Consider the following 12678-nt stretch of genomic DNA (forward strand, 5'->3'; position numbering starts at 1 on the left):
TCTCGAGGGTGAATTGAGCTGAAAGCTCAAGAGGGGGCAGACAGCCCCCTCCCGTTGTTTCAGTTAAGCCGCAGGCATCCGCTGTTCGACAATTTCCGCCCACCAGCTGCAGCCCGCCGGAATCGCGTCGTCATTGAAGTTGTATTCCGGGTGATGCACCATCGCAGTGTCGCCGTTGCCCATCAGGATATAGGCGCCGGGGCGTTCCTCCAGCATGAAGGCGAAATCCTCGCCGCCCATGACCAACGGCGCGTCCTCGCAGCCGCCGGAAACACTGGCCGCCACCTTGGCTGCAAACTCGGTCTGCTCCTCGTGGTTCACCATCACCGGATAGCCGCGGTGATAGGTGACATCGGCGGTGCCGCCGAAAGTCGCTGCGATACCGGTGCAAACTTCGTTTATCCGCTTCTCCGCCAGGTCGCGCATCTCCTTGGACATGGTGCGCACGGTGCCCTTGATCTGCACCTTCTGCGGGATCACGTTGAACGCCTTCGAAGAGGTCTCAAACGAGGTCACCGAGACCACGATCTGATGCACCGGGTCGGCGTTGCGCGATGCGATGGTCTGCAGCGCCAGCACCGCCTGCGCGGCCAGGACGGTGGTGTCGACGGTCTCATGCGGCTTGGCAGCATGGCCGCCGCGGCCCTCGAAAGTAATGTCGAACTGGTCGGTGGCGGCAAAAAACGATCCCGGGCGGATCGCGAACGAGCCCAGCGGCTGGCCCGGCCAATTGTGCAGGCCATAGACCTCCTGCACGCCCCAGCGGTCCATCAGACCATCATCGCACATCACCTTGGCGCCGCCGCCGCCTTCCTCTGCGGGCTGGAAGATAACCACCACGGTGCCGTCGAAATTGCGGGTCTCCGACAGGTATTTCGCCGCGCCCAGAAGCATCGCAGTGTGGCCGTCATGGCCGCAGGCATGCATCGCGCCGGGGGTCTTGGACGCATAGTCCAGCCCGGTCTGTTCGTGGATCGGCAGCGCGTCCATGTCGGCGCGCAGGCCAATGACCTTGCCGGAGCTGTCCGCCTTGCCCTTGATGACACCAACCACACCGGTGCGGCCAATGCCGGTCACCACCTCGTCGCAGCCGAATTCCTGCAGTTTTTCAGCGACCAGCGCGCTGGTACGGTGGGTTTCAAACAGGATTTCCGGGTTTTCGTGGATATCCCGGCGCCAGGCGGTGATTTCATTTTGCAATTCGGCAAAGCGGTTCTTGACCGGCATCTTTCACTCCTATGGTTGTCTTTCCCGCCGCCTCAGGCCGCGGGCATTCTTCGTTCCACCAACTCGGCAAACCAGCTGCAACCCAGCGGGATCGCATCGTCGTCAAAGACATAGGCCGGGTGGTGGCACATTTCGGTGTCGCCGTTGCCGAGAAAGATATAGGCGCCGGGGCGCTGCTCCAGCATGTAGGAGAAATCCTCGGACGGCATGATGGGCGGAGTCTCGGCGTTCACTTTGGCAGAGACTGCCTGCCCCGCCTCAATCGCGTGGGTGGTGCCGTTTTCATCATTGATTGTAACAGGATAGCCAGGAACCCATTCAACCTCTGCGGTGGCGCCAAAGGCCGCCGCCGTGCTTTCAGCAACCCGGCGCACCCAGCCCTCGGCCTGGGTCCGGTACTCCGGGTCCAGCGTACGCACAGTACCCTGCAGCTTGGCGGTGTGGGCGATCACATTCGATGCCGTGCTGTCGGTCTCAAAGGTGCCGACGGTCAGCACCACCCGTTTCACCGGGTCCACGTTGCGCGACACGATTGAGTGCAGCGAAACCACGATCTGCGAGGCCACCAGCGTGGTGTCGATGGCGTCATGCGGAGCGGCGGCGTGGCCGCCCTTGCCGGTGACGGTGATATTGAACTCATCCGACGAGGCCATCAATGCACCGGGACGGATGGCGAATTCGCCCACCGGCAGGCCCGGCATATTGTGCAGGCCATAGACCTCCTGAATGCCCCATCGGTCCATCAGACCGTCGTCGCACATCGCCTTGCCGCCGGCGCCGCCCTCTTCGGCGGGCTGGAAGATCAGCACCGCTTTGCCGTCGAAGTTGCGTGTCTCCGCAAGGTACTTGGCGGCCCCCAGCAGGATCGAGGTATGGCCGTCATGGCCGCAAGCATGCATCACCCCGGGCGTCTTGGAGGCATAGTCCACCCCCGAGGCCTCGGGGATCGGAAGCGCGTCCATGTCGGAACGCAGCCCGATGGCGCGGCCGGAGGCGTTGGTCTTGCCCTCGATCACCGCCACCACGCCAGTCTTGCCGACGCCGGTGGTGATATCGGTGATGCCGAATTCCTTGAGCCGCTCCACTACAAAGGCGGCGGTTTCATGCACCTCGTACATCAGTTCGGGGTTTTCGTGCAGATGGTGGCGCCAGGCCGTGATCTCCTGGTGCATCTCGGCAAAGCGGTTCTTGGCCGGCATTGTCCCCTCCCCTTTTTGTTTCAGTTTCCGTCACGGCAGACTGTCCGCGAAAAAACTTAGCTTCGCAAGTATCCGGAGCTGCCGGGACGCCGCGGAACCTGTCAGAGCGCATGCACGCACCGGGCGTGCACCCCCTGTGCACCCTCTGTGCACCGCCACGGACACCTCTGGCATCAATCTGAGCACAAACAGCCCGGTTTCAAGGTCCCGGGAGTTCCTCCCGCAGCCTTTCCACCAGACCGCGCATGAACTCATGGCCAGCGTTGAATTGCGCGACAGTGATATATTCGTTCGGCTGATGCGCCTGGGCAATGTCGCCAGGGCCGCAGATCACTGCGGAATACCCCGCTTGCTGGAACTGCCCCGCCTCGGTGCCATAGCTGACCACATGGGAGCCGTTGTCACCTGTCAGAAGCCGAACCAGAGACTCCGCCGCACCGTCCTGTTCCGGCACCAGCCCGGGAACATCGAACTGCTTGGACACATCAATGCGCGCCTCCGGGTGGATCGCCTGCATTTCAGCTTCCACCTCGCGGACCTTCTGCAAATAGGCCGCTTCCCAATCGGCGGCGGTCTCCCCAGGCACCACCCGGAAATCCATCATGAAGCGGCAGTCCTTGGCGGTGATGTTATGGGCGGTGCCGCCCTCGATCATGCCGACGTGGCAGGTGGTCCAGGGCGGGGTGAACATCGCCTGTACCTCGCCCGGCTCCCCGGCCATGTTCTCGGCGTTCTTCTGGTTGGCCCAGTCGATCAGCCGGGCGCCCTGCATGATGGCGCTGACGCCGGTGTGCATGAGCGAGGAATGCACTTCGAACCCCACCATATGGGTGGCATAGCCGGTGCCGCCCTTGTGACCGGTCACTGCCTTCATCATCGAGGGTTCCCCGACAATCACCGCCGAGCCCTTCGGCAGCACAGGCTGCATCGCAGCGATCATCGGCGGGGCGCCGGTGCAGCCGATCTCCTCGTCAAAACTCAGCGCCAGTTGCAGCGGGCGGTTGACGCCCTGGCTGTGCGCCTCGACCAAGGCCCAGATGGCCAGCGCATCGTAGCCCTTCATGTCGCAGGTGCCGCGGCCGAAGTATTTGCCGTCTTTCTCGACCACGGTGAAGGGGTCGCTGTCCCAGGGCTGGCCGTCCACCGGCACCACATCGGTATGCCCCGACAGCACCACGGCGCCCTCGTTCCAAGGCCCGGCATGGGCAAAGACGGCGGCCTTATGCGGCTGCTGCGGGTCTACCCAGCGGTGGCTTTCGATGCCCTGCGAGGACAGGTAGTCCTGCACCCAGTCCACCAGTGGCAGGTTGGTGTCCCGGCTCACGGTCGGGAAGGAAACCAACCTGTGCATGATTTCCAAAGGCGTCAATTTGGCAGCCATGTTTCAATATCCGCTGTTTGTGGTCAGAACGAAATGGCCGGGCTCCAACTCCAGATACTCCGACGGCTCCGGCTGGTAGCCGACTTCATGGATCGGCGAGGGGATCGGCTTGAAGTTCAGTTCCTTCTCCGACTTACGCTGGCGCGGGTCGGCGATCGGCACCGCCTTCATCAAGGCCTGAGTATAGGCGTGCAGCGGGTTCTCGAACACCCGTTCGCGCGGGCCAAGTTCAACAATCCGGCCCAGATACATCACCCCGACCTGATGCGAGACGCGCTCCACCACCGCCATGTCATGACTGATGAAAAGGAACGACAGGCCCAGTTCCGCCTGCAGCTCCATCATCAGGTTCAGCACCTGCGCCTGCACCGACACGTCAAGCGCCGAGACCGCCTCGTCCGCGACGATCAGCTTGGGGTTCAGGGCCAGCGCGCGGGCGATGGCAATCCGCTGGCGCTGGCCGCCGGACATCTCGTGCGGGTAGCGGCGCATGAAGCCGCGCGGCAGGTGGACCCTGTCGAACAGGCTGGCGACGCGGTCGTGCAGCTCGGAGCCGGAGGCGAGCCCATAGTTGCGCAAGGGCTCCGCCACCTGGTCCAGCAGCTGCATTTGCGGATTCAGCGAGGCAAACGGATCCTGAAAGATCATCTGCATGTCCTGGCGCGCTTTGTGCATTTGCGATGCACTGAAGCTCAGCACGTCTCGGCCCTCAAATTCCACTTTGCCCGAATTCGGTTCCACCAGCCGCAGGATCGAGCGGCCGGCGGTGGATTTGCCGCAACCGGATTCGCCCACCAGCGACAGGGTCTGGCCCTTGAACACCTTGAAGGACACATCCTCGACCGCGTGGACATTGGAGATGGTGCGGCGCAACAGGCCGCCCTTGACCGGGAAGCGGGTGGTCAGGTTCTGCACATCCAGCAGCACCTCATCCGTGCCCTTGATCGGTTCGATCTTCTGGCCTTCGACACCCAAAAGCTTCATCGGCTCGGGATATTGCTTGCCGCGCATTTCCCCCAGTTTCGGAACTGCGGCCAGCAGCGCCTTGGTATAGTCGTGTTTGGGGGTCTCGAAGATCTCCTGGACGGTGCCTTCCTCGACTTTGTTGCCGCGGTACATGACAACGACGCGGTCGGCCATCTGCGCCACCACCGCCATGTCGTGGGTGATGAACATCACCGCCGTCCCCGTCTCGCGCTTGAGGCGGTCCATCAGCGCAAGGATTTCCGCCTGAATGGTCACGTCCAGCGCCGTGGTGGGCTCATCCGCGATCAGCAGGCGCGGCTCGCAGGCCATCGCCATGGCGATCACCACCCGCTGGCGCATGCCGCCGGACAGTTCGTGCGGATATTGCTGCAGGCGCCGCTCCGGTTCGGGAATGCGGACCTGGCGCAAAAGCTCCAACGCGCGTTCATTGGCCTGAGCTTTGGACATGTTCTTGTGGATCCGCAGGCCCTCGGTCAGCTGACGGCCCACAGTGAACACCGGGTTCAGCGCAGTCATCGGCTCCTGAAAAATCATGCCGATCTCATTGCCGCGGATCTGCTTCATCATCTCCTGCTCGGAGGTGGCCAGGTTGGTCTCACCGCCCTCACGGCGGTTGAACAGCAGCTCGCCGCCCGCAATCTCGCCGCCGCCGAACTCCACCAGCCGCATCAAGGACAGCGAGGAGACAGACTTGCCCGACCCGGATTCACCAACGATACAAACAGTTTCGCCCGGGCTCACATCAAAGGACACATCTTCCACGCCAGTAACGGTGCCGTCCTTGGTCTGGAACTCCACGCGCAAGTTCCTGATTGACGCAATTGTGTTGTCCAGCATGACGGCTCCCTTGCCAGTAAACTTTCGGGCCCCGCCGGAAAACGAAGCCCCTAATCCTGAGTAAACTCCACTTTGCACCAAAATGCTCATGCAAATAATGCATAGGGTTTTCGAAATTGGAATTTGCAATTTTTCAGGAAGTGGTTTTCGATACCTTCAGTGGCTGCTTGCAGACCGTCACGCGTCGGCCCGGTCGACAACATGTTAAGAAGTATTGCTTTTTTCACGCTTTGGGCTGCCTGCAGGCGCGTTTGCTACACATCCGCAGAGATGCGGCAAATTACCGGGTTCGAACCAGCCCGGACGAATAATGACATGAAACATGTCCGACAAGGAGAGTGCGATGAAACTCAAGTCCCTATTGATAGGTGCCGTTGCCACGGCATCCTTGGCGCCCGCGGCCTTTGCCGAGCGAGGCTCGGATGGCCAGGTCAACATCATCTACTGGCAGGCGCCGTCGATCCTGAATCCGTATCTGTCCGGCGGCACCAAAGACAGCGAGTCGGCGTCGCTGGTGATTGAGCCGCTAGCCCGCTACGACACCAAGGGCAATCTGGTGCCCTGGCTGGTGAGCGAGATTCCCACCGTCGAAAACGGAGGGATCAGCGAGGACCTGACCTCGATCACCTGGAAGATCACCCCTGGTATCAAATGGTCGGACGGATCGAATTTCACCGCCGAGGACGCAAAGTTCACCGCCGACTACTGCATGCACCCCGAAGGCGGCTGTGCCTATGCGACCCGCTTTGAAGGTGTGCAGTCAGTCGAGGTTCTGGACGATCTCACCATCAAAATCACATTCAGCGAGCCCACACCGTTTCCCTACGGCCCGCTGGTCGGCGGCGAAAGCCCGATCCTGCAAAAGGCCCAGTTCGAAAACTGTTTGGGTGCCAAGGCGCCAGAATGCACCGAGGCCAACTTTAACCCGATCGGCACCGGCCCGTTTGCGGTGGATGAGTTCAAACCGAACGATGTGATTACCCTTTCGGCCAACCCGAACTACCGCGACCCGGCCAAGCCGGCCTTTGCCAAGGTCCTGTTCAAAGGCGGCGGTGACGCAACTGCTGCGGGCCGCGCGGTGATGGAAACCGGCGAGTTTGACTATGCCTGGAACCTGCAGCTGGCACCGGAAGTGATCGCCCAGATGGAGGCAGCCGGCAAGGGCAAGCCGGTGGCCGGCTTCGGCCCGCTGGTCGAGCGCATCATGCTGAATCAGACCGACCCCAGCCCAGAACTGGGCCCGGATGAACGCTCGGTGAAGCGCGGCCATCCGTTCCTGAACGACCCGGCCGTCTACAAGGCGATGTCGATGGCCATCGACCGGCCGCTGCTGGTGGAAATCGGCTATGGCAAGGCGGGCAAGGTCGGCTGCAACTGGGTACCTGCGCCAGCAGCCTTTGCCTCGGACACCTTTGACTGCTCCACCCAGGACATCGAAGGCGCCAAGGCGATGCTGGAAGAAGCCGGCTACAAGGACACCAATGGCGACGGCGTTCGGGAAACTCCGGACGGCAAGCCGATGAAGATCCTCTACCAGACCTCGACCAACGCCGTGCGCCAGGATTTCCAGGCGCTGATCAAGGATTGGTGGAGCCAGATCGGCATCGAATCGGAGTTGCGCAACATCAACGCCTCGGTGTTCTTCGGCGGTGACCCGGGTTCGCCCGACACCTTCCAAAAGTTCTATGCCGACGTTCAAATGTATGCCAACACCTTCAACGGCACCGACCCGCAGTCCTACCTGGGCAATGGCCTCTGCGACAAGGCGCCGGCCCCCGCCTCCCAGTGGCAGGGCGAGAACATCTCGCGCTTCTGCGACGAGGAGTTCGACCAGTTGCACGCGGAAATGGCCAAGACTGCAGGACTGGAGGCCCGCGCCGAGATCGGCAAGCGCCTGAATGACATCATGGTCGAAAAGGGCGGCATGATCCCGCTGGTGCACCGCGGCCGCCTGTCGGCACATTCCAACACCCTGGGCGGCGTTGACCTGAACGTCTGGGACAGCGAGCTGTGGAACGCCGCTGACTGGTACCGCATCAAGTAAGCAGCGCTTGCCTCACCTGGGGGTCCTGACGTTGCTTCAGGGCCCCTTGCCACTCAGCATTGGTTACCTTTAACCGCCTGCGCGTGACATGGATGTGAGGCCCCCCTCGCCTGCTCCGACCTTAATACAAGCTGCAAAGGCGCCTACCTGATGCTGACCTTTACAATCCGGCGGCTGATCCTGGCAGTACCGACACTGCTGTTCATCAGCCTCGTGATCTTCCTGCTCTTGGAGCTCGCCCCCGGCGACCCGATGGCGCAGGTTCCCCTGACCGTCCCCCCCGAAGTCAAAGAGAAAATGCGCGAGGCGCTTGGCCTTGGCCAGCCGATGCATATCCGGTTCTGGAAATGGATCGTGCAATTCTTCTGGATCGAGCCGCAGGTGCTGATCGACCACTACATCGGAACCTCCTTCTCCGCGGGCGACCTGCGGGTGATCTCCTGGCAGACCCGTTCGCCGGTGATGGACATCGTGATCCAGCGTCTGCCGCAGACCCTGTGGGTTGTCGGCACCGCCTATATCGTTGCCATCGTGATTGCACTGCCGATCGGGATCTATTCCGCCTACCGCCAGTACAGCTGGTTCGACCAGTTGGGCACCTTTGTTTCCATGGTGGGTTTTTCGGTGCCGCCGTTCTTCTCGGGCGTGCTGGTGATCGTGATCTTCTCGGTGCAGCTGGGCTGGTTCCCGTCGATCTATGACACCACCCATGTGGTCGACAGCTGGGACGCCTTTGTCTACCAGCTGAAGCAGATGATCATGCCCGTGATGGTGCTGGCCTTGCAGATCACCGCACAGCTCAGCCGCTTCATGCGGGCCTCGATGCTGGACAACCTGAACCAGGATTACGTGCGCACGGCCCGAGCCAAGGGCCTGAGCGAGTATGTCGTGGTGATGGTGCATGTGCTGCGCAATTCGATGATCCCGGTGGTCACCGTGATTGCACTGGGGATCCCGTCGATCTTCGGCGGCGCCATCATCACCGAGCAGGTGTTCAAGGTGAACGGCATCGGCCAGCTGCTGATCGGTGCCATTCAGGCCAACGACCTGCCGATGGTGCAGACCCTGACCTTCATCTTTGCGGTGCTGATCGTGCTGTTCAACCTGATCGCCGACGTGCTGTACGGCATTCTTGACCCGAGGATCCGCTATGACTGACAAGGAACGCTTTGTCCCCGACGAAGGCATGGCGCCGGCCTCCACCGCGGTGCCCGGCGCCGGAGCGCTGGAGGAGCTGCACAGCCCGCCGCGCAGCCAGTGGCAGGATGTGTGGGACCAGTTCAAATCGCACCGCGGCGCGCTGATGGGCGGGGCGCTGTTCCTGTTCATCATTCTGGCGGTCTATCTGGGTCCGTTTGTGTGGGAGCTTGAGGCCACCCAGATCGATATCCGTGCCCGCAACCAGGGTCCCAGCTGGGTGCATCCCTTCGGCACCGACCAGCTGGGCCGCGATATGCTGGCCCGGATGATGGCCGGCGGCGCGACCTCGGTCTCCGTGGGGCTGACGGCGATGCTGCTGGCACTGTTCCTGGGCTCTTTCATCGGGGTCGTGGCCGGGTTCTTCAAACGGCTGGACGGGCCGCTGATGCGCCTCACCGATCTGTTTCTGGCGCTGCCTTTGCTGCCGCTTCTGCTGGTGATGATGCTCTTGTTCCGCGAACCGCTGAACGCCGCATTCGGGCCGGAACAGGGGATCTTCATCCTGATCGTGGCCTCGATCGGGGTCACCAGCTGGATGCCCACCGCCCGCATCGTGCGCGGTGATGTGCTGGCACTGAAGGAGCGCGAGTTCGTGATGGCCGCGCGTTCCATCGGCACCACCAACAGGGGTTTGATCACCCGGCATATCCTGCCCAACGTGCTGTCGCCGATCATGGTCTCGGCCACCTTAGGGATTGCCACCGCGATCATCACCGAGTCGTCCCTGTCCTTCCTCGGCCTTGGTTTTCCGCCGGACTTTCCGACCTGGGGGCGGCTGCTGTTTGATGCTACCGACTATCTGCAGCAATACCCCGAACGGGTGTTCTGGCCCGGCATGGCGATCTCGCTGACGGTGCTGAGCGTGAACTACCTCGGCGACGGGCTGCGCGATGCGCTGGATCCGCGGATCCGCGGCCGCTGAGGCGCGACGCACGCACACATTCAAATAAAAACATGACTATTGGCCGCCGCACTGCAGGCGGCCAATTTGTTTCCCCACAAGCGGAACCGGAAAACAAAGCTTTGAACCGGGCCGCGATAGGCGGGAAAGCTTCCCTGCTTTGCGTCACGAGCCAAGACGCCCACCCCTTGCCTAGCCAGTGAAATACCGTCATTTCGGGAAAAAATTCCGCTTTAGCCGCTGGTGACTGCAATGTTTGAAACATTTGGCTTTGAAGAGACCTCCGCCCGGGACGTTTCCGTCCTGTTTGCCCTTGGCACCGGTATACTGTTCGGTGTGCTGGCGCAGCTGACCCGTTTCTGCTTCCGCCGCGCGCTGGTTGGCGATGACCGCCGCCAGGCAGCCGGCGTCTGGGCCATGGCCCTGGCGGTTGCCGTCCTTGGCACGCAAGCCGCGGTGGCACAGGGCTGGATCAGCTTTGCGGGTCACCGGCTGATGTCACAGGATCTGCCGCTGCTGGCCATCGCTGCCGGCGGGCTGATGTTCGGCGCAGGCATGATCCTCACCCGCGGGTGTGCGTCGCGGCTGGTGGTGCTGGCGGGCAGCGGCAACCTGCGGGCGCTGCTGGTGATCGCGGTCTTCGCGGTTGTGGCCCATGCCACGCTCAAAGGTGTTCTGGCACCGCTTCGAACCGCGCTTGGTTCCGTGACGCTGCCGATGGGTGAGAATGTATCCCTGGCGGCCCTGCCCGGCGGCGCGCTGGTTTGGAGCGCTGTGATCGCAGCCGCCGCGCTGCTGATTGCACTGAGCTCGGGCAACCGGGCGCTGACGCTGGGCGGCGGCGCCCTGATCGGCTTGCTGGTGCCGCTGGCCTGGGTGGGCACCGGCTATGTGCTGTTTGACGAATTCGACCCCATCGGGATGGAGAGCCTGTCCTTCACCTCTCCGGCTGCCGATTCATTGTTCTTCGTGATCGCCTCCAGCTCGATTCCCGCAGGCTTTGGCCCGGGGCTGATTGGCGGCGTGCTGCTGGGCGCCCTTATGGCTTCGCTGCTTGGCGGCAACTTCAAATGGCAAAGCTTTGACAGCCCGCGCCAAACCGGCAGCTATCTGTCCGGCGCGGTGCTGATGGGGGCCGGCGGGGTGCTGGCAGGCGGCTGCACAGTGGGTGCGGGACTGGCCGGTATCCCGGCCCTGAGCCTGGCCGCCCTGCTGGCGCTGGCGTTCATCGCGCTTGGCGGTATCGGCATGAATTCCCTGCTTAATGCAGCTTCTTCCGGATCCGCTGAATCCCCAGCCACACCAGGCCAACAACCGGCAGAGTGACCGCCGCAATCAGCAGTTTCTTGTTCAGCCCGTACCGCTCCGCCAGCGGCAGAAAGAAATCGGACACCAGCGACACAGCGTAATAGCTGACCGCCACCACCGACAGTCCTTCCACCGTGTGCTGCAGGCGCAGTGCAATATCGGAACGGCGGTCCATGCTGGCGAGCAGCGCCTGGTTCTGCGCAGACCGCTCCACATCCACCCGGGTCCTCAGAAGCTCACCGGCCCGGCGCGCCCGGTTCGCCAGCGCCTCCAGCCGTTTCTCTGCAGACTTCACCGTGCGCATGGCCGGCTCAAACCGGCGCAACATGAATTCTGCGAACGTCTGACAGCCCTCGTGCCGGTCTTCGCGCAACAGGCTGACGCGCTGGTTGACCAGGGCCTCATAAGCCCCTGTGGCGCTGAAACGGAAAGCGGAACGGGCGGCCATCGCCTCCAGCTCGGCCGACACTGTCAGCAGCTGCGACAGGGTCTGTTCCGCAGGCGCGGTGCCGCTGGTCATCTCGGCCATCATCTCGCTCAGATGCGTATCAAGCGTACTGATGGTCGGGGTCAACCCGCGGGCGCGGGAAAACCCCAGCATCGACATCGCCCGGTAGGTCTCAATCTCGCACAGCCTCTGCACCACCCGGCCGACCCGCTGGCTGCCGGTGTCCGCATTGGGAAAGATGGCAAAACGCACATGGCCTGCAGGGTCGATCCGGAAATCGCCGGCCACCACGGCGCTGTCATCCAGCACTCGCGAGGCTGCCAGGCTCTCCGGCACAAACCAGTCAAGCATGGTTTCCTTCAGCACCGCCGGTGCCGCGCGCGGCACCACCCGGATCAGCGCCGAGGTAATCCGCTGACCCGGCGACTCTGCCAGCCAATCAGAGGGAAAGACGTCAAATTCCGCCGGATCAAAAGCCCGCATGCTGACACCGTCACGATAAACCGTGTAGCTGACGAACTCCGTGTGCTGCTCCCATTTGATCATGTGCCGCCCGATTTGCGCCGTGTGATGCGTCGCACCCGGTTGAGGATGCGCTGCGCCATGGCGGTCCAGAAGATCCGTCAGATGCTGAACATCCTGCAGCCTGTCGCGATGCTCGGCCTCCTGCGGCTGTTTGACGGCCAGGTAAACCACCGTGCAGGGGCTGGACATGGCGGGAAAGGGCCGCGCGTGCAGCTCATTGGTGAGCTGATAGCGTAAAGGATGATCCTGGATCAGGGGCATTGGCGTCTCCGGGGCAATGCGGCGGACCATACTGCCTGCGGAAAACTATGTAAAGAAAGCCTTTATTTCAATAAGTTATGTGAATGCCATGGTATGCAAAGCCGTCCTAAGGGGCTCTGTCCCCGGCCTGCGGCCTGCCCTGGAGTATTTTACAACAGAAAGAAGCCCCACAAACAAAAGGCGCCCCGATTGGAGCGCCTTCCGTCAGGTTACCTGGCCTTTTAGCTGATCATGCTCAGCAGGGTGTCGAGGCTGGCCTTTGCGTCGCCGTAGAACATGCGGGTGTTTTCCTTGAAGAACAGCGGGTTCTCGATGCCGGAATAGCCGGTGCCCTGGCCGCGTTTGGAGACGAACACCTGT

General features: G+C 62.3%; 10 protein-coding genes. 4 read left to right on the forward strand and 6 right to left on the reverse strand.

Annotation, left to right across the window (positions count from 1 at the left end; translation table 11 throughout):
* Positions 1-63: 63 nt before the first annotated feature.
* The 4 genes from AC0KW6_RS04410 to AC0KW6_RS04425 form a co-directional block, all read right to left on the reverse strand.
* Positions 64-1227, reverse strand: coding sequence for a M20 aminoacylase family protein (locus AC0KW6_RS04410; protein ID WP_323777125.1), 1164 nt, complete (start codon positions 1225-1227; stop codon positions 64-66).
* A 32-nt stretch (positions 1228-1259) separates the two neighbouring features.
* On the reverse strand, positions 1260-2426 hold the full coding sequence (locus AC0KW6_RS04415; protein ID WP_474034190.1) for a M20 aminoacylase family protein: 1167 nt from the start codon (positions 2424-2426) through the stop codon (positions 1260-1262).
* Between the two features lie 199 nt (positions 2427-2625).
* Positions 2626-3807 carry an acetylornithine deacetylase gene (argE, locus tag AC0KW6_RS04420; RefSeq protein WP_474034191.1) on the reverse strand — a complete coding sequence of 394 codons (1182 nt, stop codon included), beginning with the start codon at positions 3805-3807 and terminating at the stop codon, positions 2626-2628.
* A gap of 3 nt (positions 3808-3810) precedes the next feature.
* Entirely contained in the window at positions 3811-5631 is a 1821-nt protein-coding gene (locus AC0KW6_RS04425; RefSeq protein WP_474034193.1) for an ABC transporter ATP-binding protein, read from the reverse strand.
* A 343-nt stretch (positions 5632-5974) separates the two neighbouring features.
* Here AC0KW6_RS04425 and AC0KW6_RS04430 point away from each other — a divergent pair, with 343 nt between their 5' ends.
* The 4 genes from AC0KW6_RS04430 to AC0KW6_RS04445 all read left to right on the forward strand — a co-directional run bounded on the left by AC0KW6_RS04430 (position 5975) and on the right by AC0KW6_RS04445 (position 11102).
* Positions 5975-7675 carry a peptide ABC transporter substrate-binding protein gene (locus tag AC0KW6_RS04430; RefSeq protein ID WP_323777117.1) on the forward strand — a complete coding sequence of 567 codons (1701 nt, stop codon included), beginning with the start codon at positions 5975-5977 and terminating at the stop codon, positions 7673-7675.
* A 150-nt stretch (positions 7676-7825) separates the two neighbouring features.
* The gene (locus AC0KW6_RS04435; protein WP_024090693.1) at positions 7826-8833 is read left to right on the forward strand and encodes an ABC transporter permease; all 1008 of its coding nucleotides are present in this window, start codon (positions 7826-7828) and stop codon (positions 8831-8833) included.
* Positions 8826-9797, forward strand: a complete 972-nt coding sequence (locus tag AC0KW6_RS04440) for an ABC transporter permease (protein ID WP_474034194.1) — start codon at positions 8826-8828, stop codon at positions 9795-9797. Before AC0KW6_RS04435 ends, AC0KW6_RS04440 begins: the two co-directional genes overlap by 8 nt.
* 231 nt (positions 9798-10028) lie before the next feature.
* Positions 10029-11102: a YeeE/YedE family protein gene (locus AC0KW6_RS04445; RefSeq protein WP_474034195.1), complete on the forward strand. Its 1074-nt coding sequence runs from the start codon at positions 10029-10031 to the stop codon at positions 11100-11102.
* Here AC0KW6_RS04445 and AC0KW6_RS04450 read toward each other — a convergent pair.
* Positions 11038-12318 carry a DUF3422 family protein gene (locus AC0KW6_RS04450; RefSeq protein ID WP_474034196.1) on the reverse strand — a complete coding sequence of 427 codons (1281 nt, stop codon included), beginning with the start codon at positions 12316-12318 and terminating at the stop codon, positions 11038-11040. The two genes, AC0KW6_RS04445 and AC0KW6_RS04450, sit on opposite strands and share 65 nt — an antisense overlap.
* A 221-nt stretch (positions 12319-12539) precedes the next feature.
* Positions 12540-12678: NAD(P)(+) transhydrogenase (Re/Si-specific) subunit beta (locus AC0KW6_RS04455; protein ID WP_474034220.1), on the reverse strand; the 139-nt coding region annotated here is incomplete at its 5' end.

The organism is Leisingera sp. SA215, from assembly GCF_055902035.1.